Origin of the sequence: Gluconobacter japonicus (genome assembly GCF_015244665.1) — a bacterium.
GTDB classification, from domain to species: Bacteria; Pseudomonadota; Alphaproteobacteria; order Acetobacterales; family Acetobacteraceae; genus Gluconobacter; species Gluconobacter japonicus.
The window spans coordinates 275,847-301,706 of the sequence record NZ_JABCQN010000002.1 but is presented as its reverse complement, the minus strand read 5'-3'; the positions used below and the strand labels follow the sequence as shown (position 1 = coordinate 301,706).

General features: G+C 53.2%; 24 protein-coding genes and 2 tRNA genes. 9 read left to right on the top strand and 17 right to left on the bottom strand.

The window, feature by feature from the left end; genetic code table 11:
• Positions 1–45 precede the first annotated feature (45 nt).
• Positions 46–747, top strand: a complete 702-nt coding sequence (gene lepB, locus HKD32_RS04795) for a signal peptidase I (RefSeq protein WP_061929803.1) — start codon at positions 46–48, stop codon at positions 745–747.
• 60 nt (positions 748–807) lie between these two features.
• Positions 808–884 (top strand) — tRNA-Pro (locus HKD32_RS04790).
• Between the two features lie 99 nt (positions 885–983).
• Here HKD32_RS04790 and HKD32_RS04785 read toward each other — a convergent pair.
• The 4 genes from HKD32_RS04785 to HKD32_RS04770 form a co-directional block, all read right to left on the bottom strand.
• Positions 984–1,595: a hypothetical protein gene (locus HKD32_RS04785; protein ID WP_061929806.1), complete on the bottom strand. Its 612-nt coding sequence runs from the start codon at positions 1,593–1,595 to the stop codon at positions 984–986.
• Positions 1,592–2,344, bottom strand: a complete 753-nt coding sequence (locus HKD32_RS04780) for a C1 family peptidase (protein ID WP_010503397.1) — start codon at positions 2,342–2,344, stop codon at positions 1,592–1,594. The genes HKD32_RS04785 and HKD32_RS04780 overlap by 4 nt, the downstream gene beginning before the upstream one ends.
• 105 nt (positions 2,345–2,449) lie before the next feature.
• Positions 2,450–3,787, bottom strand: a complete 1,338-nt coding sequence (locus HKD32_RS04775; RefSeq protein ID WP_194257610.1) for a glycoside hydrolase family 68 protein — start codon at positions 3,785–3,787, stop codon at positions 2,450–2,452.
• Between the two features lie 43 nt (positions 3,788–3,830).
• Positions 3,831–4,148 (bottom strand): hypothetical protein, encoded by a 318-nt coding sequence (locus HKD32_RS04770; protein ID WP_264787055.1) that lies wholly within the window; start codon positions 4,146–4,148, stop codon positions 3,831–3,833.
• Between the two features lie 271 nt (positions 4,149–4,419).
• Here HKD32_RS04770 and HKD32_RS04765 point away from each other — a divergent pair, with 271 nt between their 5' ends.
• The gene (locus HKD32_RS04765) at positions 4,420–4,806 is read left to right on the top strand and encodes a hypothetical protein (RefSeq protein WP_061929819.1); all 387 of its coding nucleotides are present in this window, start codon (positions 4,420–4,422) and stop codon (positions 4,804–4,806) included.
• Positions 4,807–4,866: 60 nt separating this feature from the next.
• Here HKD32_RS04765 and hemH read toward each other — a convergent pair whose 3' ends face one another.
• Positions 4,867–5,898, bottom strand: a complete 1,032-nt coding sequence (hemH, locus tag HKD32_RS04760) for a ferrochelatase (protein WP_061929822.1) — start codon at positions 5,896–5,898, stop codon at positions 4,867–4,869.
• 464 nt (positions 5,899–6,362) lie between these two features.
• On the opposite strand from hemH, the gene HKD32_RS04755 reads away from it, so the two are divergent.
• Positions 6,363–6,785 (top strand): host attachment protein, encoded by a 423-nt coding sequence (locus HKD32_RS04755; RefSeq protein ID WP_061929825.1) that lies wholly within the window; start codon positions 6,363–6,365, stop codon positions 6,783–6,785.
• 18 nt (positions 6,786–6,803) lie between these two features.
• On the opposite strand, the gene HKD32_RS04750 is transcribed toward HKD32_RS04755, so the two are convergent.
• The 5 genes from HKD32_RS04750 to HKD32_RS04730 form a co-directional block, all read right to left on the bottom strand.
• Positions 6,804–7,913, bottom strand: coding sequence for an anhydro-N-acetylmuramic acid kinase (locus HKD32_RS04750; protein ID WP_194257608.1), 1,110 nt, complete (start codon positions 7,911–7,913; stop codon positions 6,804–6,806).
• Positions 7,913–8,800 (bottom strand): N-acetylmuramic acid 6-phosphate etherase, encoded by an 888-nt coding sequence (locus HKD32_RS04745; protein WP_061929831.1) that lies wholly within the window; start codon positions 8,798–8,800, stop codon positions 7,913–7,915. The genes HKD32_RS04750 and HKD32_RS04745 overlap by 1 nt, the downstream gene beginning before the upstream one ends.
• A gap of 78 nt (positions 8,801–8,878) precedes the next feature.
• Positions 8,879–9,922: an aspartate-semialdehyde dehydrogenase gene (locus HKD32_RS04740; RefSeq protein WP_194257607.1), complete on the bottom strand. Its 1,044-nt coding sequence runs from the start codon at positions 9,920–9,922 to the stop codon at positions 8,879–8,881.
• A 23-nt stretch (positions 9,923–9,945) separates the two neighbouring features.
• Positions 9,946–10,584, bottom strand: a complete 639-nt coding sequence (locus HKD32_RS04735) for a 2OG-Fe(II) oxygenase family protein (RefSeq protein ID WP_061929837.1) — start codon at positions 10,582–10,584, stop codon at positions 9,946–9,948.
• An 80-nt stretch (positions 10,585–10,664) separates the two neighbouring features.
• Positions 10,665–10,982 (bottom strand): hypothetical protein, encoded by a 318-nt coding sequence (locus tag HKD32_RS04730; protein WP_010503379.1) that lies wholly within the window; start codon positions 10,980–10,982, stop codon positions 10,665–10,667.
• Between the two features lie 198 nt (positions 10,983–11,180).
• On the opposite strand from HKD32_RS04730, the gene HKD32_RS04725 reads away from it, so the two are divergent.
• Together HKD32_RS04725 and HKD32_RS04720 are read left to right on the top strand one after the other, a co-directional pair.
• Positions 11,181–12,152, top strand: coding sequence for an alpha/beta hydrolase (locus tag HKD32_RS04725; RefSeq protein WP_194257606.1), 972 nt, complete (start codon positions 11,181–11,183; stop codon positions 12,150–12,152).
• A gap of 84 nt (positions 12,153–12,236) precedes the next feature.
• Positions 12,237–14,882, top strand: a complete 2,646-nt coding sequence (locus HKD32_RS04720) for a 2-oxoglutarate dehydrogenase E1 component (RefSeq protein WP_061929843.1) — start codon at positions 12,237–12,239, stop codon at positions 14,880–14,882.
• Positions 14,883–14,903: 21 nt separating this feature from the next.
• Here the strand turns inward: HKD32_RS04720 and HKD32_RS04715 are convergent, their stop codons facing one another.
• Positions 14,904–15,062, bottom strand: a complete 159-nt coding sequence (locus HKD32_RS04715; RefSeq protein ID WP_164473959.1) for a hypothetical protein — start codon at positions 15,060–15,062, stop codon at positions 14,904–14,906.
• A 54-nt stretch (positions 15,063–15,116) separates the two neighbouring features.
• On the bottom strand, positions 15,117–16,427 hold the full coding sequence (locus HKD32_RS04710; RefSeq protein ID WP_194257605.1) for an ATP-dependent DNA helicase: 1,311 nt from the start codon (positions 16,425–16,427) through the stop codon (positions 15,117–15,119).
• A gap of 317 nt (positions 16,428–16,744) precedes the next feature.
• On the opposite strand from HKD32_RS04710, the gene HKD32_RS04705 reads away from it, so the two are divergent.
• Together HKD32_RS04705 and HKD32_RS04700 are read left to right on the top strand one after the other, a co-directional pair.
• Positions 16,745–17,914, top strand: a complete 1,170-nt coding sequence (locus HKD32_RS04705) for a glycosyltransferase family 2 protein (protein WP_061929849.1) — start codon at positions 16,745–16,747, stop codon at positions 17,912–17,914.
• 112 nt (positions 17,915–18,026) lie between these two features.
• Positions 18,027–19,223, top strand: coding sequence for a hypothetical protein (locus HKD32_RS04700; protein WP_194257604.1), 1,197 nt, complete (start codon positions 18,027–18,029; stop codon positions 19,221–19,223).
• Here the strand turns inward: HKD32_RS04700 and HKD32_RS04695 are convergent.
• Positions 19,220–21,019 (bottom strand): glycosyltransferase family 2 protein, encoded by a 1,800-nt coding sequence (locus tag HKD32_RS04695; protein ID WP_082905302.1) that lies wholly within the window; start codon positions 21,017–21,019, stop codon positions 19,220–19,222. The genes HKD32_RS04700 and HKD32_RS04695 overlap by 4 nt on opposite strands.
• Before the next feature lie 332 nt (positions 21,020–21,351).
• Positions 21,352–21,427: transfer RNA gene (locus tag HKD32_RS04690), tRNA-Lys, on the bottom strand.
• Positions 21,428–21,558: 131 nt separating this feature from the next.
• Between HKD32_RS04690 and HKD32_RS04685 the strand changes: the two genes are divergently transcribed.
• On the top strand, positions 21,559–21,939 hold the full coding sequence (locus HKD32_RS04685) for a DUF6525 family protein (protein ID WP_061929858.1): 381 nt from the start codon (positions 21,559–21,561) through the stop codon (positions 21,937–21,939).
• 30 nt (positions 21,940–21,969) lie between these two features.
• Here HKD32_RS04685 and HKD32_RS04680 read toward each other — a convergent pair whose 3' ends face one another.
• Genes HKD32_RS04680 through gyrA form a run of 3 tightly spaced genes read right to left on the bottom strand, consistent with a single transcriptional unit; the run spans position 21,970 to position 25,769 of the window.
• Positions 21,970–22,455, bottom strand: coding sequence for a peptidylprolyl isomerase (locus HKD32_RS04680; RefSeq protein WP_061929861.1), 486 nt, complete (start codon positions 22,453–22,455; stop codon positions 21,970–21,972).
• A gap of 31 nt (positions 22,456–22,486) precedes the next feature.
• On the bottom strand, positions 22,487–23,005 hold the full coding sequence (gene coaD / locus HKD32_RS04675) for a pantetheine-phosphate adenylyltransferase (RefSeq protein WP_010503370.1): 519 nt from the start codon (positions 23,003–23,005) through the stop codon (positions 22,487–22,489).
• A complete protein-coding gene (gene gyrA / locus HKD32_RS04670; RefSeq protein WP_382385021.1) occupies positions 22,998–25,769 on the bottom strand; it encodes a DNA gyrase subunit A in 2,772 nt (923 codons plus the stop codon). The genes coaD and gyrA overlap by 8 nt, the downstream gene beginning before the upstream one ends.
• Positions 25,770–25,860: the final 91 nt, after the last annotated feature.

Here is a 25,860-nt window from a genome sequence, read left to right as displayed (position 1 = left end):
AGACGCCCTTCCGTGTGACATTCTATTGCACGACGGAGACACCTAATGACCCTGCGACGTACATTCCAAAAAATTTTTCCCGCGCTTCCTCTGCTGCTTGGCGCGTTTTTCATTCACAGCGCATTAGGTGCTGGTTATGTCGTGCCTTCGGCCTCAATGGAGCCAACACTCGAAATCGGCGACGAAATCATCGCTGTCGTACCATCTTATGGATGGGGAACAGTCAATCTTCCTTTCGCAGCGCGACTTTCGGTTCTTCCGCATTTCCGTCTTTTTACCCGCTTGCCGCATCGCGGAGATGTGGTCGTTTTCCGAGCCCCTGCCAACCTGAATGAAACCTGGGTCAAACGTGTCATTGGACTGCCGGGGGACACGATTGCTCTATCCAACGGTCGTGTCGTTCTAAATGGAAAAACCCTTCCCTGGCACGACAAAGGACAGGGCCAGGCAGAATTCCACCCAGGAATATCTACCCCTGCAAGACGATATGAGGAAACATTCCCCGACGGGTCTCACCACGACATTCTCAAATTAACAACCATAGGAACACTCGACACCGTTCCTATGTTTACGGTTCCAGCAGGCAAGCTCTTCGTGATGGGCGATAACCGTGATGACTCTGCAGACTCAAGAGTCCCCGTCGAAGACGGCGGCGTCGGTCTTTTACCAGTCTGGAACCTTCAAGGAGAAGTAACCACGGTGCTATTTTCATGGCGACACCTCAAAAGATTGCTGCTCCCCGTCTGATTTTCAGACGCGCCCTCTTGCGCATTCTGTAAATCCCCGTTAGGAGAAGCGCCATCGGCACGGAGTGTAGCTCAGCCTGGTAGAGCACTGTGTTCGGGACGCAGGGGCCGGAGGTTCGAATCCTCTCACTCCGACCAGCCGATTTAATGGAAATCAGAAAATCTGATGCGAGCAAAGAAGAAAATGCTCTTCCGTACGCATTCCATATACAACTTTGACCTTACGCTTTCTGCTTCTCAGTGCTCATGCAGTCCTACGAATGGACGAACAGGCTGATCGGCTTTGCATAGTTTCAAAACATCCAGCTTTTGAAGCTCCAGAATATGCGCCGCCAACGTCTGCCGAGACATCAGAATTTTCTCCCCTTCGCTTTCACGAATAGTGTCGGACTGGCTCATCAAAGCCCCTGCATATTCAACCTCACGCTGCATTTCTGCATCCGGCAACGCAGAGAGAGGCACAAACTGCACGGGCAAACTCAATTGCTGTGTTTTTGAACGGCTGGCCTCTGCCGTAATGCCCAGAACAGGAATGCTCGTCAGGGCCGAAACAGAAAAAGAACCAGACTGGGTCAGAGTACCATTCAATTGCATGGCTACAGGTCCGGAAACAAGCGCAACAACAGGGTCCACGTTTCGCTGCGCACATTGCAACGCACGAACATTGGCATCAAAATGGGCTGTCTGCGCTTCAGACCAGTTCTGCACATCCGAAGCGCTTACAACACCCGCTTTCGTCAGGTCTTTTTGAACACCAGCCAGTGCAGCGCTAATTGAAGTCTGCGCACCGCTGGTAAAGACACAACCCGACAGCAAAAACCATACGGGCAAGACATAGATCAGCCTCATGCAGCACTCATTTCCGCAACAAGAGCCTGAATATCTTCTGCTTTCGGGGAAATACCACACACTGTCAGCCAATTCTGCCGACTGACAAGCCCGTAAGCCTCATCGCAGATCCGCAGCAATGTATCCCAGGGCATAAATGTCCGATTGCCCCATGTATTAAAAAATACACCCTGAGCCGTGTAACCCGTTAGCGCAATCGCATGGCCACCTACATAGGCATGATCCTGAATAGCATTCCAATCCCAGATCGCACCCAATGGAAGATCAAGGAACCCACGAGGCACCTGCACCCCCGCCAGAACGCCCCCAAGATAGGAAATGCCCCGCTTGATCCCATTAACGGAATGGGAATCAATAACCCCATAGGCCGTCAGATAATCCTTGGTCTGGCCAGGCCGAACAAACCCGTTTCTTTTCCAGTATCCCAACTGTTCAAGCAGAACAGTGCCATTATCGTTCTGGCCGGTTACCGGATCAAATCCCGTAACTGCGCCATAATTCTGTAGAACCTGCTCGCTGGACAGAAGAACCAGCCCCTGAGCCGCCTTGGTCCAGGTAGCCGTAAGAGCCGCGTGCGCAGCAAACGCACAGCACCCGAACCGATCATTGCCCCACATCTGATAAGGCACACCTTCAGACCAGTCCTGACTTTCCGGAACCTCTGGAACACGCGCTGCCAGAACAGGCGAAAACCGATAGGTTCGGGCATCATAACGGGGTGGCAGCTTCCCGAGCCTGCGTTCCATCATCAACCAACGCTCCAGAAAAATGAAAAGCCACCCCCACGCAGGGGATGGCTTCCACAATGTCTCATTCCCAATTTTCAGGCAGAACGAACCCTGCCTTTATAAAAATCAGGCACGAACGTCATAGGCCAGAGAAGCCGGCCAGGCGGCCTGCGCAAAAACCTGCGCATAGTCATGAACTTCCGTCAGGAACGTCCGATCACCATCCAGAACCAGCCGCACCGTCGGAGCAAGCGTGCCGCCAATACGATAGGTATCAGGGCTTTCAGCGTTCTGACCAGCCGCCGGAATCGTATCGATAAACGACTGGACGTAGCCCTGCGCATCCACAAAATGCGAATACGTCGAATACGGCTGTGAAGACGGGTTACCAAGTACCAGACCCGAGCTGTTTAGAGGCTTGTAGGGACCAAAAATCCCCTTCTCGGAAACGAAACCATACACACCATCAGGGCCCGTACTTTTGCCCGTATAGGTGGAATGATGGCTGATGGTGAACAGATAGGTCAGACCGTCCTTGAAGACGAAATGCGGACGCTCCGTCTGATCGTTCACGCCCAGAGCCGTCACCAGAGCAGGCATCAGCTCCCAACGGGAATAATCACCCTTGCGCCAGTTAGACACACACCGGGAGAGACCGATTGCCGCAGCACCATATTGCGCACCCGGATCCACCGCATAACCTGGCGGAACATGGCCCATCTCGTCAGAACCGACAACAAACTGCCCCCGCATGCCAGGAACATTGCCTTCGAACAGCGTGTAAAGCTCGCCATCACCCGGATTGATGAACGGCTGCGGATCGCGGAAATCGAAATACGCATCTTCAGAAGCGTTGGCATAATGAACGCCATCAGCCTTGAACATTTCCGTGCTGGCCGAGAAGCCCTCAAACCAGACACCCTTGTCATCAGCATGAATGGTGCCAGAGCAAACAGCCGGAACAGAATTACCATCCGGCGCACCAACGGACGTGTAGAACATGTCGACCTTGTTCTCGCTGCCTTCACGCATCACCAGAGAACCGGACCACTCCCAGGGACGCAGATCAGCAGACGTCTGAAACAGGCGGCCACCCCATGTCCACTCAACACCGTCGGCGCTGTACCAGTAGCCGATATAGGCGCGATCATTGCGGGAGTGCCATTCGTCATAAATCTTGGCATTGGTCTTGTCGATTTTGTCCACAGCCAGGGACCAGAGAACAAACCAGCCCTTATACGTCACAGTGCGCATATGCATGTCACGAAGGGCGCCACTGTCCCAGATCATCACATCGTTGGACATGACTGGGAAACTGTAGTCGATTACCGGCATTGTCGTCGTCGGATCGTCCGTACGAACCTTCAGCGCATCAGCAATCGTCCACCGGGACGAGCGATAGTTCGGAAGCACGCGACGAACAGCCGTGTGCTGATCCAGAATTCGGCTGGAAATAGCATTCATATTTTCATGATCCGTATTGAATAGTGTTTGAAAAATAACCCTGTCAGGCGCCTTGTTGCGGAGCCTTGCCAGGAGAAGGATCAGTTGCTCCCGGAGCAGCGTCTGTTTTCACGCTCTCTCCGTCTTTCGGGACAACGACCTTCTTGCTGACTTGCCGTTCCAGACGGTTGGCAGCCCAGCCAATATTCAGCCCCAGAAGGGCCACCAGACGGTAAATTCCGTTGAATCGTGATGTATTCTGTGGGGGAGGCAAAAAGACCGTAACCAGTTTGCATCCAATAATCAGTAAAGCCACCCACAGCTCATATCGAGCCGGGATGTCGGCGAGCAGACCAGAAAGGTCGAAACCGGAAATATCCACACTCTGAAATCCTGCTTGGCGCACAAAAAAAGAGGCTGCATCCAGCGGGATGAGCCTCTCATAAAATCTTATTTTCAATATGAATTATCGAACCATCAGCTAAGCGACTTATGGCTCAATGCCACAGTTATATGAAAAACCCGGATGCAGTTCAAGCGTAAAATGTCAGATACACCCAAGATGAGTTGAAACCTCTCCTTCACAACCCTAATTTCGACATTTGGAAAGTCTCTTTTTCCCAAAGAGACATCGACGAGAGACCACATCAATCATGACGATCCGTTTAACGCGATCCGCACTGGCTCTTGCAGCCCTGCTAACCGCTACTCCAGCCCTTGCCGAACCAGGCGGCTGCATCAAATACGGCGCAGCCGGTGCTGTCGGCGGCCACCTTGCCAATCACCATGCCGTTGTCGGTGCCATGGGAGGATGCGCTGCCGGCATGTACCGCCGTCATCTGTATCGCAAGGACCTGCGCGAGAAAGCAGCTCTTTGGGACAAGGAACATCCGGCAGACCCGAATGCCAGCTGGTGGCAGCGTCATCATGATGCAGCATCCACCAAGCAGAAAGCAGAATGGTATGACGCCGAACATCCTGAACCAGGCCCTAACACACCGGCGCCTGCACCTCAGGCTCAGCCCAACCAACACTTCTGAAAACAGAAACGCCCGGCTTAAAGCCGGGCGTTTTCTTGTCCGAATGCTCTCAACACCGTCTCAGGAAAACTGAAAGCCCTTGAGAGCAGAACGAGATAGACCTTCCAGAAGGTCGATGGCTTCATCCGTATCGTTCAGACAGGGAATCATGGCAAACTCTTCACCGCCAGCATGAATGAATTCCTCACGAAGCTCATTGCCAATTTCGTCGAGCGTCTCAATACAATCCGACATAAAGCCAGGCATAATTACCGCAATCTTGGTAACTCCCTGCTTGGGCAGTCCGGTAACATAAGGTGCCGTATAAGGCTGGATCCATTCCAGCGGCCCAAAGCGAGACTGGAATGTGAGCGGCATCTGCTCATCACTAAATCCCAACGCTTTCCGTAAGGCCACAATCGTGCGCTGACACTCTTCCTGATAGGAATCGCCTTTTTCAACGCAGGTTTTCGGCAATCCATGGAAGGACGCAACAATAGCCTGAGGCTTGAAAGACAAACCCTCCAAAGTCTTACGAACAGACTGTTCCAACGCCCGAACAAACAGCGGGTGATCCGGAAAAGACGGCATCGTCAGCACAGAAGGCTGACGGCGTAACTTCATGAGTGCACGGAAAAGATGATCGTTCGCTGTCGCAGTCGTCGTCGCTGAATACTGCGGATAAAGCGGAATGCTGATGATCCGGTCACACCCTTGATCCATCAGGCTTTCCACACCCTGTGCAACAGACGGCTGCCCGTATCTCATGCCCCATTCAACAGGCACGCCATCACCCTTGAGACGCAAAGCCAGCTTCTCAGCCTGTCGCTGGGTATAAACTCGCAATGGCGAAGCATTCTCTTCGCGATCCCAGATGCGTGCATAATTCGCACCACTGGCGAATGGACGTTTTGTAAGGATGATGCCCTGCAAAATGGGCTGCCAGATCAACGGCGGACTTTCAATCACGCGCCGATCAGAAAGAAACTCACTCAGGTAACGACGTACAGCAAAGTAGCCAGTATCGTCAGGTGTCCCGAGATTGAGGAGAAGAACGCCAGTCCGCCCATGAGGAGGAGAAGCATTGCGTGGTTTTTTGAAAAAAAAGGCCATAGTGCCCTTCAGTGTGAAACAGGGCTAACAACGGCGAAAGAGGAAAAACGTATCAAGTGTAGGGATACGCGTCCCTTTCGGGACGCTATCGTCGGCGCTTTACACGCGCATAAGAGAAACTTGGTCGCTCAGCCCTTAGGGATGCATTGTAAACAATAACCGCCATGACGGCGCCGATTGATCCGATATACGGCATGAAAGTATTCATCAGAGCCATATTCGCCTCCTTGAACCCTCTGGGAAAGTTTTCCGTGGGCTCAATATTGAGAGTGGTCATATCGCCGCCGGGTTTCAAGAAAAAAATTCATATTCCCCGCGTAAATTTTATCTCCACACGAAATAACTTTTATTTTTCTGGATCTTAGCGCTTCGAGAATCGGTCAGAATCCTCTTGAGAAGGCAACTTCCCGACACCCCACCCGTTAAAACAGAGACACATTTGATTGTTCGGAAGGACCACTCCAATGGCGACTCAAGATCCAGTCATCTACGTCATCGCTGACGGCGAAAAAGGCCGCTTTCTTCGCCTGGAAGGAAGCCAGCTTCGCACCATAGAGAATTTTGACCTGCATAAAGGCTCCGACGCTGCCAAAGACGTAGGGTCCATCAAAGCAGCTCACACAAATCCAAAAGAGCAACTCAAAACCCATTTCACAAAAGATCTGGCGACGCACATCAATAAAGCTGCGCAGGATTCCAATATCGAGGGCATTTTCCTCGTGGCTCCAGCGCAGGCACTGCACGATATCCGCGAGCATCTTGACAAGCCAACAACCAAAAAGCTGTTCAAGACCCTGACAAAGGATCTGACAAACACCAGCGATCATGACCTGCTCAAGCATCTTGACCGTCCAGAAACCGGCTGGCCTGAACTCGCCTCGGTCTAAGTCAAGACGCAGGCTGCGTCACACTACGGCGCGGCCTGCCACGCAGGCCTGACGTGTTCCTGTGGTCTGAGGCCATGAAGAAGGCAACTGTCGAAAATAACGAACAGCCAGAAGCGCAAAACACTGCGCCTCCAACGCATCCCCATCCCACCCCAGAACGTCAACAGACGATACATCTCCAAGACGCGAACGCAATCGGTCCATCAGCACCGGATTATGTCGTCCGCCGCCTGCAACAAACCACCTGTCCGGCGTAACATCCATCGGTGTCCGAGCAATCGCCTCCACCGTAAATGCCACTAATGTTGCAGCCCCATCTTCAGGCGAAAGCGCCTGCACAGCTTCCATAGCAGACCCATGAAAGCTCAACCGGTCCAGAGATTTCGGCATCGGACGCTTGAAATACGGGCTATCCAACAATCGCTCCAATACCCCCCGATTCACTGTCCCCTTACGAGCCAGAGCACCATCGGTATCGCACGCCACACCCGTATGACGCTCCGCCCAATCATCCAGCAAAGCATTGCCTGGCCCCGTATCACAGGCCCAGACCTGACGGGCACCATCCTGAACCGGCCCCAGCAGCGTGACATTCGCCACGCCCCCGATATTCAACACAGCTACAGACTTCTCTTCTCGTTCCAGAAGAGCGGCATGAAGGACAGGAACCAGTGGCGCTCCTTCGCCCCCATAATCCAGATCCCGTGCCCGAAAGTCATAGATAACAGGGATGCCACACTGCTCCTGCAACAAAGCACCATCACCAATCTGCCAGCTTCGCCCAATGTCCGGCTGATGCAGAATGGTTTGCCCATGGAAGCCAATGACGTCCGGTACAATCGTGGGCACCATGTTCCGAAGCGCAGTTACAGCCTCAACATGCCTGAGTGTTACCACCCGTTCGACATCCTTCAGATCAGCCTCACTGCCAGAAAGTTCGGCGGCATGATCCAGAAGCAATCGCAGCCGATCCCGTAACCTCTGATCATACGGAAGCGTCACCGCTGGCCCATACTCTGCAATGCGTTCCCCATCCGTAAGAACAAGAGCCGCATCCACACCATCGAGCGACGTGCCACTCATCAACCCAATGGCCCAGTACAGATCGCCCGATCCCGTTTCAGGCATTACAGAGCAGCCAAAACAGCATGCAGATCACCCTGATGGCGCTGAAGAAGGTCTTCAACCTGATCGGCCTCCACTCCATGCCGGATCAGAACAGCCCGCTTCACATTCCCCCCAACCAAGGCAAGCGCTTCGCGGACGTCTTCGTCAGTCCCTCCGGCAAGCTCAGACACCATGCGCTCGGCACGTTTCTGAAGCTTGTCATTGCTGATGCGCATATCCACCATACGCCCACGATACACATGCCCAAGCCGGGTCATCAGGGCCGTAGAGAACAGATTCAGCACGACCTTTTGTGCGGTTCCCGCCGCCATACGGGTTGATCCAGCCAGAACCTCCGCTCCAGTCGGAATAGAAATCCCAATTTCAGCGTCCCGAAGCAGACGCCCATCCGCATTCCCACTAACCCCGATCGTCAGCGCCCCTGCAGCACGGCCAGCTCTTACCATCGCGCAGGTGTAGGGCGTGTTTCCGCTAGCAGCGACCCCAATCACCACATCATCCGCAGTCGGAACATGCTCGCTCAGGTCAAGACGTGCCTGATCTTCACGATCCTCCGCCCCCTCAACAGCCTGCGTCCCAGCTCCCGCTCCGCCCGCAAGCAGCAGAACCAGACGCTCCGGCGCAAGCCCGAAAGTCGGCGTCAATTCAACTCCGTCCTGCACCCCAATCCGGCCGGATGTCCCTGCTCCCGCATAAATCAGACGACCACCCCGTTGAAGACGTGGCACAGCAGCTTCAACAGCCCGCTCAATCGAAGGAAGCGCCTCCCCAACCCGATCCAGCGCAGATTTCTGCGACTCCAGCAAACGCCCCAGCAGAGCATCCAGAGGAAGAAGCTCAATGGTCTGGTTTGCTTCCAGAACGGTCTCGGTGCGTGGAACAGTCACAGCTAACCCTCTTTATCCCGACATAAAAAATGCGCCGGAAGGTCTCCCTTCAGGCGCATTCCAATCTGCAAACGATACTCAGCCCTTCGAAGGAAGGAGCGCCCCATCCTTCAGAAGGTCCTGCTCAACCAGGCTCTCCGCAATCTGCACCGCATTCAGGGCAGCACCCTTGCGAAGGTTGTCGGATACACACCAGAGCGCCAGACCATTCTCCACGGTCGGATCAATTCTCAGGCGCGACACATATGTCGCATCTTCCCCAACGCACTCAATCGGCGTCACATAGCCACCGTCCTCGCGTTCATCACGCAGGATCACCCCCGGAGCCTTACGAAGCGCTTCACGGGCCTTCTTCAGGTCGATAGGCTTCTCACACTCAATGCTGATCGCCTCAGAATGCCCGATGAAGACCGGCACCCGCACGCAAGTCGCCAAAACCTGAATATCCGGATCGAGAATCTTGCGGGTCTCAACCGCCATCTTCCACTCTTCCTTGGTCGCCCCATCATCCATGAAGCGATCAATATGTGGAATGACGTTAAAGGCGATCTGCTTGGTAAACTGCGCAACCGTCGGCGGATCGTTCACGAACGTGCCCTTGGTCTGGCCAAACAGCTCGTCCATGCCATCTTTACCCGCACCAGACACCGCCTGATACGTCGAAACCACAATACGCTTGATCTTGAACAGATCATGCAGCGGCTTCAGAGCCACCACCATCTGCGCAGTAGAGCAGTTCGGGTTTGCGATGATGCCACGACGCGCCTTCTTCAGCGCTTTAGCGTTCACTTCTGGCACAACCAGCGGAATACCCGGCTCCATACGGAAATGGGACGTATTATCGATTACGATACAACCCGCTGCCGCAGCCTTCGGCGCATACACGGCCGAAACCTCACCGCCCGGCGAGAAAAGAGCAATATCCCAGCCTTTGAAATCAAACGTCTCAAGATTCTGAACCTTGAGAACCTTCTTGTCTCCAAAGGAAATTTCTTTCCCGACCGAGCGCGGCGACGCTAGCGCCACAACCTCGTCCACAGGGAAATTCCGTTCCGCCAGAATGCGTAGCAGTTCGCGCCCCACCGCTCCCGTGGCACCCGCAACCGCAACCCGATAACCCATGATCTTTTCCGTTCCCTTTAAAATCAGCCTACAAAAGGCAGGCGCTTGATCAGCGCCGAAAGACGATGCCGTCGCAGTTCGTACCGGGCCTTCTGACCCGTCGCCATATAATTGAGCTGGATGGCATATCGCGTCCCAACAAACTGCCGATGTCCGTGCCAGGTCGTCGGACCATTCGGAAACACCAGAAGCGTCCCCTCCGCCGGCGTTACCTCAACATCATAATCCTCAACATCATCCGGACCATTCAGCAGACGCAGACAGCCATCCCGGGAAACCCAGTCTTCCCCCCGTGGATTCAGATACAACAGGATCGTCACCAGTTTGGCGTCGGAATCCCGATGGATGCGTCCATCTTTTTCCCGTGTCCGCCCACGCATCGTCAGCATCGTCGGCGCATCCGCCAGATCCAGACCGAATTTTTCCGCAATCAGAGCCTTGAGCCGAGGCCCCTGCAATTCCTCAATCATGGCCGCCACACGCGGCGTCAGCTTTAAAGCCTCGGGCGGAAAAGACCCACCGGATTTCATTTCCGGCAAGTCCGCCACAACAGCCTTGAGATCATCATTGCTAATGAAATGCGGCACCACGACATGCGGGAAAGGCTTCTCCGCAACCGGTGTCTGCGTCAGGGCATCATAATCGAGAGAAATGTTGGACATAGCCCCTGAGGCTAGCCCCGCCTCACAAACCCGGCAAGGCCTATTCAGCACATGCCAGCCTTCTCCCAGACGAAAGAAATTTACCCTCTAAGCGGCTTGTATGTCTTGGAAACCCTACTCGTCGCAAGATACCGGACATATCCTGCCCCCAACCGGTTTGCCCCTCCCGTACAGACCTGCGGATGCGGAATATCCTTCACTTCTCCGACCCAGGCCGTATGCAACAGCTTTGGGTTAATCCGACAGACAATCAAACGCCGATCCACCCCCGACATTCCCGCATCCTCAACAAGGTGACTCTGAACGCTCTGCGCGTCATGTGACACCGACTGCGCCTGCACACCCGACAAAGGCAACCCGAGAGCAAATCCAAGACAGAAGACAGACAGAGCACGCATGAGCAGAACTCCCCACCCGCCCACGGCGATTTTTGGAAAAGGCCAGCAGGCACTGCTCCTAAGACGACTCTCGAACCAAAAAAGTTGCGGCATTTTTGTGGCAAACTTTACCTGGCCCTGAATCCTGTCTTTCAAACCTCTGTTTTCAACAGACGTTTACGCCTGACGACGCGTCATCATGTATTCCTAGGAACGTCCATGAACACTCTCCCCCTCGTCCTTCCTGAACTCCGCCCCGCCCTCGACATTTTCCCCTCTGCCGATCTCAGCTCAGAAACCCTTCCTGCATTAAGAAGCGCACTGGAAGACAGGGCAGCACAAGCTTTCCAGACCGCCGAAGATTTTCGGGTAACGCTCGAACAACGCCACATTCCAGCAGATGGAGATGAAAGAACCCTCCGCCTTCTCACGATCCGCCCCACGCAAACCGCCTCATCTCCACGCCCGGTTCTGCTTCATCTTCACGGTGGCGGACACTGCGCCGGCCGCCCCGAGCAGAATACCGGTGATCTCTGCCGTTTCGCACAGGAGTTGAACTGTCTGGTCATTTCCCCGGACTATCGCCTGACACCCGAAACGCCATTCCCCGGTGACATCGAAGATGCTTACACCACCCTCTGCTGGATCCATGACAACGCCGAGACCCTCAACATTCGTCGTGACCAAATCGGCGTCACCGGCGAAAGCGCAGGCGGAAATCTTGCCGCTGCACTCTGCCTGCTTGCCAGAGACCGACACGGCCCGGCCATTCTGTTCCAGAACCTGATCTACCCCATGCTGGATGATCGTACCGTCAATGACGCTCCCAACCCCTCCCCCACCGCCGGAGAATTTGTCTGGACGCGCGCAAGCAATACCTACGCATGGGACATTCTTCTGACCCCTTCGCGTCCCGGTGATGAAAACATTTCCCCTTATGCCGCTCCAGCCCGCGCCACAGATCTATCCGGCCTGCCACCAACCATCATGACCGTCGGCGCTCTCGATCTCTTTCTCGAAGAGGACCTGCTCTATGCCCAGCGCCTCATCAGAAGCGGCGTCTTTGTAGAACTGGATGTCGTCCCCGGCGCCTATCACGCCTTTGACGTCACCGATGCCCCCATTGCAAAACAGACGCTTGAACGACGCATCACTTCCATGAGGCGCTTCTTCTCCCCATCTGAAGATTGACACGGAATGCTGCATCCAAATGCGTTCCCCACTTTCCCGTGATGGGCTAAAGTTCGCGCCCCTTGGGACTGGAGACCGATTTTCATGGGCGATCACCGCGACGACCGCGATGCCATCAATGGCGCCAACACCGTCTATCTGGCCGAGCTTCACGCTCGCTGGCAGAACGACCCCGCGTCTATTGATCCAGCGTTTGCCGCCCTGTTCGAAACCCTCGGCGCCGACCGCCCCCCAACAGACACACCAAATGGCAGCGCCGAGGCTCTGAAAAACGCCTACCGTCTGCGCGGCCATTCCCTGGCAAAACTCGATCCTTTAGGACTGGCCGCTACACCAGCGATCCCGGAACTTACTCCTCCCGATGCAGAGCGGGACCTTCTAGCCCGTCTGCGTCGCGCCTATTCTGGCACTCTGACAGCAGAATTCATGCACATTCAGGACCCCACCCAGCGTCAGTGGTGGATTGATCGCCTGGAAAACACCGCTCCCGTCGTCGCTATGGAGCCAGAACGCATCCTCCTCGCCCTGACACGCGCCGAAGGATTCGAAGGCTTTTGCCAGAAGCGCTTCATGGGTATGCGCCGCTTCGGTCTGGAAGGCGGAGAAAGCGTTATCGTCGCCCTCCGCACCCTGATCGACGCCGCTGCCCGCGATGGCGCAAAGTCCGTTTCGCTCGGCATGCCACATCGTGGCCGCCTGAACGTCATGGCCAACATCCTGCGCAAACCCTTCGCGGCCATTTTCAGCGAATTTGCAGGCGCGTCTTTCAAACCTGACGACATCCAGGGCTCCGGGGACGTAAAATACCATCTCGGCACAGCCACCACGATGGAACACGCAGGCCACAAACTGCGCATCTCCCTGCTGCCCAACCCATCCCATCTGGAGGCCGTCGATCCCGTCGTCCTCGGACGCGTCCGTGCTGATCAGGACCGCGAGAAAGACAAAGACCGTGATCGCCACCTAGGCATCCTTGTTCACGGTGACGCCGCCTTCGCTGGGCAAGGTGTCGTGTACGAGACACTGGCCCTTTCCAAGCTCGAAGGTTATCGCACCGGCGGCACGGTTCACGTCATCATCAACAACCAGATCGGATTCACCACCGTCCAGTCAGATGCCCATTCCGGCATCCACAACACCGACGTCGCCAAATCCATTCAGGCTCCGATCCTGCATGTCAATGGTGATGATCCGGATGCTGTGGCCCGAGCTGCTCTTCTGGCTCATGAATGGCGGCGCGATTTCCATTCGGACGTCGTCCTCGACGTTGTCTGCTATCGCCGCCATGGCCACAATGAAACGGATGAACCGGCTTTCACCCAGCCAGCGATGGTGCACGCCATCCAGTCTCGTCCTACAACGCGCCGCCTCTACGCCGAGCATCTGATTCGCCAGGGCATCCTGACGGCCGAACAGGTCGAGGATATGTGGCATCACTTCCAGCGCCGACTGGAAGAACAATACGCCGCGTCCGAGCACTACCGACCTGACTCCACAGACTGGCTGGACGGCCCCCAGGACTCCACACGCCTTCAGGACGAGCCCGAACGCATCCAGCCCATGACCGGCGTCCCACTGGAACGTCTGCGCATGGTTGGTGAAGCCATCGGCACCATCCCGCCGGGACTGAACGTCCATCCACGCCTCGCCCGCCAGATCGTTGCTCGTGGCAAAGCCGTAGCTGATGGTGGACCACTCGACTGGGCGACCGCCGAAGCCCTCGCTTTTGGAACCCTGTCCATAGACGGTCACCCTGTTCGCCTGTCAGGTCAAGACAGCCGCCGCGGCACCTTCAGCCAGCGTCACGCCGTCCTGTTCGATCAGGATACCGGCCGGGAAGAAACCCTTCTGGCCCATATCGCGCCCCATCAGGCCCCTCTGCACCTTTGGAATTCTCCACTCTCCGAATTTGCAGTCCTCGGCTTCGAATACGGCTATTCACTCGGTGATCCAGATGCACTGGTTCTATGGGAGGCTCAATTCGGAGACTTCGCAAACGGCGCACAGGTCATTCTCGACCAGTTCATCGCTTCCGGCGAAACGAAATGGCTCCGAACATCCGGCCTGACGCTCCTACTGCCACACGGCTACGAAGGTGGTGGCCCTGAACATTCATCAGCCAGACCAGAGCGTATTCTCCAGCTCTGCGCGGAAAACAATCTGCGCGTCTGTAACATCACCAGCCCCGCAAACTATTTCCATGCCCTGCGCCGCCAGATTGCACGGCGCTGCCGCAAGCCACTGGTCATCTTCACACCCAAGTCTCTCCTGAGACACAAGGAAGCAACCTCACCGCTCGTGGAAATGGGGCCACACACACGCTTCCAGCCCGTTCTGGCAGATCCACAGCAAATTACAGGCGCCAGAAAGATCATTCTGTGCTCAGGCAAGGTCTTTTACGATCTCACCGCCGAACGGACCCGACAAAACCGCACGGACGTCGCCATCATCCGTCTGGAACAGCTCTATCCCTTCCCGCACCACGCCCTGATCCAGCAGCTGGAATTATACCCGGACGCCGAACAGATCATCTGGTGCCAGGAAGAACCCCAGAACAACGGCGCATGGATTTTCGTAGACCGACGCATCGAACGCGCCCTGCAGGAATGCGGACACAAAGTCCAGCGTCCACAGTACGTGGGCCGCGAAAGCGCCGCGTCACCGGCTACAGGCCTGCCCGGCGCTCACGCCGCCCAGCAGGAAAAACTGGTTCAAGACGCACTGGCCTGATTACCAGCCAGTGCCGTGTCTTCAGGTTGGGCCGCCCTGATACCCGAAACTGCTGCGGCCCGATCCGGTATTTCCATACCCGTCCCCGCGGAACTGCCGTGAGCCCTGACCACCATAATCAGGGCCGCAGGCCGCAAGCGCCATAAGGGCAGCTAGTGCCAAACCTACTTTAAAACGCATCGTTTCATTCCTCTTTCCCGAATGACCATCCAGAAACGTATCTGTCTGTATGCCTTAAGACATTCCGACATTGACCAGAAAAACCATATCCGTCGCCCGTGTCAGCGCCACATAACAAAGCTGCTGTGTTTCAAGAGGATTTCCTCCTGCCCGACGTCGAATATCCCCCAGATCAACAAAGATATTCCTGAACGTGCTACCCTGAGACGTATGCACGGTCATGGCATAAATAGCCTGAAGGTTCAGCAACGCACTCTGGAAGGCAAACCGATGCTGCCACCGCTTGCGCTCCTGCCTGGCTTCCTGAACAAGCCGACGCTCTACAGCCTGAAGCTGGCGCTCATCCTGAACCAGATGAGCCGTAATTTCTTCCCCGGACATCGTCAGCACAGTCAGTTCCCAAGACGGAATATCCGTAGACCAGGCTGCTACAGACCCGCAGGCTTCAAACCGGTATGACAGGCGCGACGCCTGAATATCCATCACCAGAACTTCTTCATTTGTCGCAATCTGCTGACGATTTTTATCTTCATTCTGGCGACTGAATGGCGCTCTCGCGACCGCACGCTCCCCCGGCATGAACGGCATTTCGATCTGCTCTCCATACCGCCATTGCCGAACCATCTGATTAACCTGATGGACGCGACTATTCGTCCAGCAAAGATACCGGAAACTATCGTTATCTGCATCGAAGGCATCGGACGTAAACGCTTTGCGAACCCAGCTTTCCACATCCTTCGGGATGAACAGCCCGGATGAATCATGACGTGCGTCCCGCACCCAACTCCAGTCCACAGAGCCACCCTGGCTCTGGCGAATGACAGTCGCGGCTTCCAGAATGGGATTGCCTGCCGCCTGCCGAACAACCGTTTCAAGATGCGATCTGGATGGAACAGAAAAGGAAGGAGAGGCCTCTTCTCCAACTGGTGGAAGCTGCGCTGGATCTCCCACAAACAGCACAAAACAGAACTTCAAAAGGTCTCGGATCCAGCCCATGAGTTCCCGCGAAATCATGGAGCACTCATCAATAATAACTACACCATCCGGTATCGTCTGTGGGCGTTTCGCGCGTACCAGCGTCGTACCCCCACCCTGCAACGATGGCTGTAAACCCAGATGACTCTGGATGGTCCGACATTCAACATCCTGATGCACCTTTGAGCGCAGAACAGCCGTCGCCTTGTGCGTTGGAGCTGTAATGACCGTCACAACTTTCATTCGCAGAAAATGCTGCGCCACCTCCTGCATCAGCGTTGTTTTCCCACTCCCCGCATACCCCGTCAGCAGGTGTGTAGGACGCCCTTCGGCATGTGCCTTGATAATCTCATCAAGAGCAGTTCTCTGGGAAAGAGTAAGCGTTACCATAAACCTCCCCTTCCCACACTCTCATCTGTTGCGCCACTTTGACATGACATATGGCGAACGAAACCTATACCCCTCGCCAATCCATTCCCGCTCCGAACTCCTAAAAGCGCGAAATATTCGACAGCCAGACATATTGAAACGTCACATCAGATGTCAGTTAGTCGTCCCGGAAACCTCTTGCGGTCATATCAAGACCACCCTAGGATCAAAGAGGCAATTTGTCGTCCAAGCGCGGAGAGAAGCCGTTCATTTTTACTGGATAACTTTTTCGGCGCCGTGGCAATTAGACCTCAGATGACTGGAAAGACCAGCTGTAGATGACCGTATCCACGCAGAGTGCTCCAACGGCAGGGCTTGTCGAAAGAACACCCAAAGAACGCTATGCCATTGATCATATCAGAACAACGGATGATCGGATTTCGATCGCTGGCTGGTTTCTGGATAGTGGTGATTTTGAAACAATCCGAATTATATGCGGCGACAGAACTCTGCATTTACCGCACGCAGATGAATGGCAACAACCCAGCCTGGACGTAGCAGCGTCGACAGAGCCTCGTTATAATGCTGTCCGTTTCAATATCGTATTTCCCTTCCCAGAAGATCTGTCTCTCACACTTCTTAAAGCTATTGAGATATCTTTTGAGAAAGAAGACCATATATCAAGAATACCTCTTCTGACTCTTGAACATTCTGAAGAGACACATCTTGCGAATAAGCCACTCCGAGAGCTCAAGCTTGGGATTGGAATTCCAACTTACAACAGATCAGATCTCATTGCAGAGACCGTAGAACGCGTCAAAGCACTAACGCAATTCGATCCCATCATCTTCGTTGCGAATGACGGATCCAAAGATAATACTTCCGAAATTCTTGAAGCGATTGAAGGCATTCACGTCCTCAATGCAGAGAATAAAGGTATTGCTTGGAATAAAAATCGCCTTCTTTTTCATCTGCATGAAATAGAAAAATGCGACATCGTTCTTCTTTTGGAAGATGATACACAGCCTATTGCCAAAGGCTGGAACGTGGACTGGATCCTGGCGTGCCTGAATTTCGGACACGTGAATTTTTGCCCCCCATGGTTCCCACATACCAACATTGGAAATGGGTCCTGGCACGCTCCATATTTCAGCGATGCTCTAACCGCTCAATGCTCTGGTTTCAGTCGCGAAGCCCTATCGTATGTTGGCTATATCGATACCCGTTTTGGCCGCTATGGACATGAGCACGTTGAACACACTTCGCGAATGATCAGAATGGGGTACGGCGGCCTTACAAAAGAAGATGGAGCGTCCAAGTCCTTTTTCCTGCTCCAAGGTGGTCTTGAGATCAAAGACTCAGTTTCCAATTTTTCTCAGGAACACGTGGACGAAAATGCTCAGATTTTTCAAAAAATTCATAGCGAATGTGCCTATCGCTCGCCTTGGCGTGACGACGAACAGATCATGCGCCTTCGTGATGAAATGAAAAAGGTAAAGCGACAATAATTCAATTTATTTTTTAAAATATCCATGTGCTGAAATATTACTTTCAGTACATGGATATAATTTTTATTATAATATCAATGCAACCATACCTGAACAGCATAGGGAAGTACCTTTGGCTCACCAGGATCTGCCCCGCAAAAACATCTCACGACTTTTAGCCCGAGTTAGCGTGGTATCACTGCTATACGCGGGTATTATGATACCTACGCCGCTAAAAGCAGCTTCCTGTACAGAGCAACCAGTAACAACTTTTGTCAGTTCGGTTATTGGCGGTTATCAACTCTCAGAGCCCGATCGTTTTCCTCATTTACTCAAAACAGGAAATATTGGCCTCTATCAAGTAGATGGAACAACACGCACTATTTTAAACTGGCCCAACAATAACCCAGCATGGATAAAACCCTCTAACTATGACGGCAAAAACGTCATGAAAGCGATGATTTCATTATGGAAAAATCGCGCGGGAGGCGGAATATTCGAAGGCGGAGTCTCCCCAGCGCTAACACCTCACCTTCAAGCATCGCATTATAGAACCTTTGCAGACAGCCAGTCGGGAGCAGAATTCAAATGGTTTTCTGCAGGATGGCACCCCCAATTGGTCATGCTTAATCTCAGCTATACGGATGAAGCCACTCCGTTCCCAGGAAGCTATCACAATCCGTCATCAGAATTCACTGATCAGGACGTACAAGATACGACAATAGCACTAAAGGATGTATATCAGAGGACAGGCGCAAAGTTAGTCCTACCCTATATTTCCAATGGATCACGGGGGCACGTCTCCGACACCTCAGAGACTGATCGCCACGGTAACCCAGGGCTTGGTGAACACATACAAAGCAACTATGAAACCGACCCGTATTATAAAAACTCCCGCAAAATTGCTATCGCAGCAGGGGGCTTTGGCATTGATACGCCCGCTAATATCTTTTCAACTGACGCCTATTATGGCCCACGTCACAGCGAAATGTTTCGAAAATTAATTGCCAGCGAAATTCAATGGGCCAATAAAAACCACCTTACTACAGTAGTCTTCATGACTATTTTTGATACGCAACACGGCAAACACGGCGGCGGCCCAGATTTCCATTTTATGGATGGCGTGCAGAAAGAGGTCAATTATTTAATTAAGGCGCATGCTCTACCAACTTACTGGATTGTTGGGCAATATTCTAATGGTCCCGAAAATACCAATATGCCTCAAACAGATACACAGGCAGAGAGTATTACTCAAGTCGCAACGTGGGTTGCAAATCATGCCCCCAACTCTTCGCCTCCATATCCTGAATTAACATGTTCAAAATATTAATTTTTCTTGTACTTCATAATAATATTGTTCCATTTTTCTTTAACAACATCATCATAATGTGAATTCATAACACTTCCATGCGCCTGCTCCATAAGATCGGAAATCTCATCCCGAAATTTTTTACGTACATTTTCATCAGCAATCCGGATGTCGGGAATAAGTCGAAGCCGTCTCATTTCTTCTTCAAGAGCCGGCATGAAGGGTTCTAGGCGCCGATCAGGAAGCGTATTTTCTTCATCGAAAAATTCAGTGAAAACATCTACAAACCGTGCTGTAAACTGCCTTGCAGAGCGAGGGTCGCCACTACCGCCCCGCGGTCTGCTGCATTTCCACACAAATTCTTCCAAAGATTTATGAAAATAATGTGCGATCCAAGCATTATTTTCGCTTTTTCTTCCATGCGCTTGAATTTCCGATTTTTCAGTATGAAGCAAACTCCCTGAAGCATCTAAAGTACGAAAAGACCGCTGCCACGCCCAATGCGGATTATGAGCATGAGCAAATGGTGCCAAACGCGTTTGAAAAGCCGTTTTTACAAGTTCATTTTTAGGCGGTTCCCGACGAAGGAAACGCGCTGCCATGGGAGCATCATGATGCCGAAGTTGACTATCGGGTGCCATCATCGCCCATGAGAAGGTCACAGCATCCGCCCCGCGCGCCTCTTGCAAATCAAAGAAAGTCGAAACATTTTTATAATAATTATGATCTATAGCTAACATTTCATCCAGATCTATAACCAAAGTCCATCGATAATCAAGAATTTGCGGAATAACAGACCCTGCAATTGCATAGGCCTTTCGCTGAATTCTTGTATATGACTGCGGATTGGTATCAATCCATGTGATGAATCCATGATGAGATAAAGCTGAAAGCAACTCATTAGACCCATCAGTATTATTATTGGAACATATGAATATATGATCGAAACCAATCATACGATGCCATGCAACCCATTCCAGCAAATAGATACCTTCGTCGCGTGCGGTTGCTAGAATACATGCGCGTTTATTAGGCTCAATAAGCCTGCGTGTCTGGCCGGTTAAAGCTAATCCTAATGGAGGAGCAGTGCGTTCTCCATAATCAATTCTTCCAAGAAAATCAGTCGTTACACTGAAACGGAACGATTTTATAGGGCGGCGATCCTCTTTCCAGTTTGCCAGTTCCGGCAAAGCTGTATTGATCCAGTAATCATCAGGAACAGCCAAACGAACCCGCTCTCTTAAAACAGAATTTTCAAGTAAAAATTTACCAAAATGTTCCATTCCATCCCGAGTGAGCAAACGCAAAAACGCCACCAACCACTTATTCATATTTATGCTATCGGAGGACAGGCACCATTTTTTCAAGGAGATAGCATTCATTCCTTCTGAAACGACTTCCTGAATGGCCTCTCTCAATTTCAGCGGTAAGATTAAATCAGAAGGCGCATCCTCAAGAATAAAGCTTTCCCATTCTGCAACATAGGGTCTGTCGCAAACCATGGGCTTATTATGCTGAATGGGGGGAACTGAAATATAATGCTCCCACAAAGGATTTCTGAGAGCAATTTTACCGCTTTTTGCAGGAACTACACGATATGACAGCAGAGGACGCCGTAAATCTTTATCATTCTCACACGACAGTAGTGGACTATCAGTTGTTCCCATCAAAAAACCCAGATCAGGTCTTGATGAATGACGGATCAGAACAATTGGTATTATGTCAGGGCTGGCTTGAAGCATTCCTGTATGGGAGCAGACTCCAACAAGACTTTTATGTACAGTCCGAAGGGTGTGAATCAGAAAATTATCAGCCATCAACTCACATACCGAAATAACCACTGAGCATTAAAATGACGTACCACCACAGTCATGAAACGCCCCGAGACAGACAATTTTCTACCATAATACAGATTTTAATTTTGAAAAATGTTTTCTGCTGTTCAGGGAATGCTCTTCCCTAATTATGAAAAATATCAAGGATTAAATATGCAATATTCCAGTCTTATTCTGATGTTGTGGAATGAAAACATGGTCATTTCTTTGTGTGATTTTTAAAAAATCAATTGCAAACAGCTTTCACCCAGAGCCCTTACATCTCCTTGGAGATTTTTTCAGGCATCACTTTATTTCAGAAAATAAGAAATTTTTGGTGAACCGGCTGGGACTCGAACCCAGGACCATTCGATTAAAAGTCGAATGCTCTACCAACTGAGCTACCGGTTCATCCGAGCGGATGGCTACCCTACAACCACCATAAGGTCAACCTCTTGCGAGAGAAAAAGAGCACCAATTCCATTTTATAGTTATGTTATAACATATAAACATCTTGTCGTTTCATCGCCTAAAAAGAGCATATGACCACAAAGATCCGAACAAAGTCTTACCCACAGCCATTCAATGACCGTACCGTCAGACATGAAATCTGGCAGCGCTTTGAAGGAAACGATTGGGAAGCCTTCGACCAGCTCCCACCCTCCATACGCAAGCGTCTGAACGAACATGTTTACGACGCATGGTCCGTCAATGCCCTGATGCTCTGGAAGCATTACAAGCGCGTCTACGGCCGCACTGCACGCGCGGAACGTGCGCTGATCAAATATCTTGATTACTGCGAGCGCCTTGAGCGTAAGGCCTTCTCTGAACGTTACACTGCCCAGTGCGGGACGCTCTATCCCCACGATGCCGCAAGAGCAACAGTTCTTCGCACCTCGAAAGGCGGACAAGAGTCTGTCTGAACGTACCAAGCGCGCAGACAGACTACAAACTTACGCTGCGACGTAAGCCTTCACAATAGTGTCCGGATCCTTGACCATGCCCGACGAACCGGCGCCACGCTTGATCTGATCCACGTATTCCATGCCCTCAATCACCTTGCCAGCAATCGTGTACTGACCATTCAGGGACGGAACATCCTGAAACATGATGAAGAACTGGCTGTTTGCAGAGTGCGGCGCCATCGTGCGGGCCATCCCCAGCGTACCACGCTCAAACTTCGCCTTATCCGTGAACTCAGCCTTCAGGTCCGGATAATTGCTGCCGCTCGTGCCTGTCCCGGTCGGATCGCCACCCTGAGCCATGAAGCCCTCGATCACACGATGGAACTTCACACCATCATAAAAACCTTCGCTTGCCAGAAGCTTCAGACGCTCCACAGCCAGCGGTGCCAGATCAGGGCGCAGCTCAATGACGACCTTGCCGTTCTTGAGTTCGAAAACCAGCTTATTGCCGTCGGGTACTGCGGTCTCAGACATCTTGGAACCTTCCAGAAATCAATGAAGGTTCCTATGTCGCCCTTCGACCCAGTTTCGACAAGACGAGACTTGCAACATCTTCACTGACAAAGGAGGAAATATCTCCATTAAGCCGGGCAATTTCTTTCACGATCCGACTGGCCGTCGTGCGATGTCCTTCAGCAGACAGCAGAAAAACCGTCTCGATCTCCGGCGCAAGACGCCGCAGCGCACCAGAAAGCTGGCTCTCAAAGTCGAAATCCCCCCCTGAGCGAAGACCACGCACAACCGTGCCCGCACCAGCCTTGCGCACTGCATCGACCAGCAGGGTATCAAATCCCAGAACTTCAATCCGGCTAGCATGAGGCAGTTTGGATACCTCATGCCGCATCATCTCCAGACGCTCTTCCAACGTCAGAAGCGGATGCTTGCCCTCATTGACCGCCACACCAACCAGCAGGCGATCAAAAAGAGCAGACGCACGATCAATAATATCCAGATGACCGAACGTCACCGGATCAAACGTGCCGGGATAAAACCCGACACGTGGATCAGTCCGCCCCTCAGGCATCAGGAGTAGTGTCACCCGCTGAAGCTTCGCCATCCGTTGCAGCCCCCTCAACAGGGGCTGCACCTTCCTGCGTAGCGACGACATCCCCTTCGATCAGGTCACCCTCTTCCCCGTCATCTTCCACAACAGGGAAGACACAGATAACCGTCTCGGTGTCGTTCAGTCGGAACAACGTCACACCACTGGCCTGACGCGCCATGACACGCACCTGAGACACCGGCAGACGGATCAGACGACCCGTATCCGTCACGAGCATGACGTCCGTGCCATCCAGCGTCGGAAGGGTCCCAACCACTTCCTTGCCACGACGATTGGCCGAGAAGGTCATGTTCGTGATGCCCTGACCGCCACGGCCCGACACACGGTAATCATAGGCAGAAGAACGACGGCCAAACCCGCCATCCGTTACAGTCAGAAGTATTTCTTCCTGCTGCTCCAGCTCCTCGAAACGCTCCTGCGTCAGATCACCGGCGACCTCTACCGCTTCTTCGTCACCGGACACCACCTCTTCTTCGGTACCCTCAGCCAGCGCTGCATTCTCGGCACGACGCTTCGCATTGGCCATCCGCAGATACGAAGCACGCTCTTCAACGCTGGCATCCACATGGTTGAGGATACACAGCGAGATCACTGCATCCCCATCCCCGAGGCGAATACCGCGCACACCCGAGCTGCCACGGCCGGCAAACACACGCAGCGTGTCATCGGTGATCTGGAAGCGAATGCAGCGGGCGTTCTTCGTAGCCAGGAACACGTCCTGACCCTCACGACACGTCGCCACACCGATAAGGGAATCACCCTCATCCAGCTTCATCGCAATCAGACCGGACGCCCGGATATTCCGGAAATCGTTCAGGCGATTACGACGAACATTACCGCTGGCCGTCGCAAAGGTGAGATGCAGGTCTTCCCACAGCTCCTCATCCTGCGGCAGCGGCAGCACTGCCGTAATGGCGTCCGAACCCAGTTCCGGCAGCAGATTGACCAGCGCGCGGCCCTTGGACGTCGGAGACGCTTCCGGCAAATGCCAGACCTTGGTGCGATACGCCTTACCGCCCGAAGAGAAGAACAGGACCCACTGATGGGTATGAGCATTGAAGCTGCGGATAATGACGTCATCACCACGACGGCCGGAAGCCGTCCGGCCACGTCCACCACGGTTCTGTGAGCGGAACATCTCAAGCGGCGTCCGCTTGATGAAGCCGTCACGCGTGATGGTGACAACCATCTGACCCGGTTCGATCAGGCTCTCGTCAGACTGGTCGCCCAGCGCATCGGAAATTTCCGACATCCGTGGGGTGGCAATTTCTGCCCGCGCCGCCAGAAGCTCATCCCGCATGACTTCCATGCGGCGGATATGGCTCCCGATGATCTCAAGCAACTCACCAATCTTGGCAGCAACTTCGCTCAGTTCACCCTGGATCTTCTCACGTTCCAGACCGGTCAGGCGCTGCAGCCGCAGTTCCAGAATACCGCGAGCCTGAGCTTCCGTAAGACGAACCTTGCCATCAAAGATGATATTGCCTTCGTCCTGGATCAGCTCCAGCAGAGGCACAACGTCACTGGCATCCCACTCACGCGCCATGAGAAGCTCACGCGCCGTTGCCGCATCCGGAGCGGAACGGATCAGTGCAATGACTTCATCAATATTGGCGACGGCCAGAACAAGACCAACCAGCAAGTGGCCACGATCACGAACCTTGTTCAGATCGAAACGGGCACGACGCAGAATGACGTCTTCACGGAAGCGGATAAACGCTTCCAGAACGTCCTTCAGACCCATCGTACGCGGCTTGCCTTCATCCAGCGCCAACATATTGACGCTGAAAGACGTCTGAAGCTGCGTGAAACGATAGAGCTGGTTCAGCACGACTTCCGGTGTCGCATCGCGCTTCAGCTCGATGACAACGCGCATTCCGGAACGGTCACTCTCGTCGCGGATATCGGAAATGCCTTCGATTTCCTTGGCACGGACGAGATCGGCAATCTTCTCCTGAAGCGTTGCCTTGTTCACCTGATACGGAATTTCCGTGATGATGATCGCCTGACGGTCCTTACGGATCTCCTCGATCTCAGCACGCGCACGAACCGGAACGGACCCACGGCCTGTCTCAAACGCCTTACGAATGCCACTCCGGCCCATAATGATGCCGCCGGTCGGGAAATCCGGACCGGGAATGATCTGCATCAGCTCATCCAGCTCAATCGCCGGATTGGCAATCATCGCCAGCGTGGCATCAATAACTTCGCCAGGGTTATGCGTCGGGATATTCGTGGCCATACCGACCGCGATACCCGAAGCACCATTCACCAAAAGGTTGGGGAATGTCGCCGGCAGAACCTTCGGCTCATGCTCGCTCTCATCGTAGTTCGGCTGAAAATCAACCGTATCCCGCTCGATATCATCCAGCAGGAACGACGCAGACTTGGCCAAACGGGCTTCGGTATAACGCATGGCGGCCGGGCTATCGCCATCGACCGAACCAAAGTTACCCTGCCCATCAATCAGCTTGACGCGCATTGACCAATGCTGCGCCATACGAACCATGGCATCGTAAATCGAGCTGTCACCGTGCGGATGGTATTTACCCATCACGTCACCGACCGCACGAGCAGACTTGCGGTATGGCTTGTCAGACGTAAAGCCACTCTCGCGCATCGCATACAGGATGCGACGATGGACAGGTTTCAGGCCATCACGCACATCAGGCAGGGCGCGCGAGACGATCACCGACATCGCATAGGCCAGATAGGAAGAGCGCATCTCCTCCTCGATCGTCACCGGAAGACGATCGGAAGGTACAATATCAGTCGGCTCGTTCAGCTCGGTCAAGACAGGTCCACCACGCTAAAAT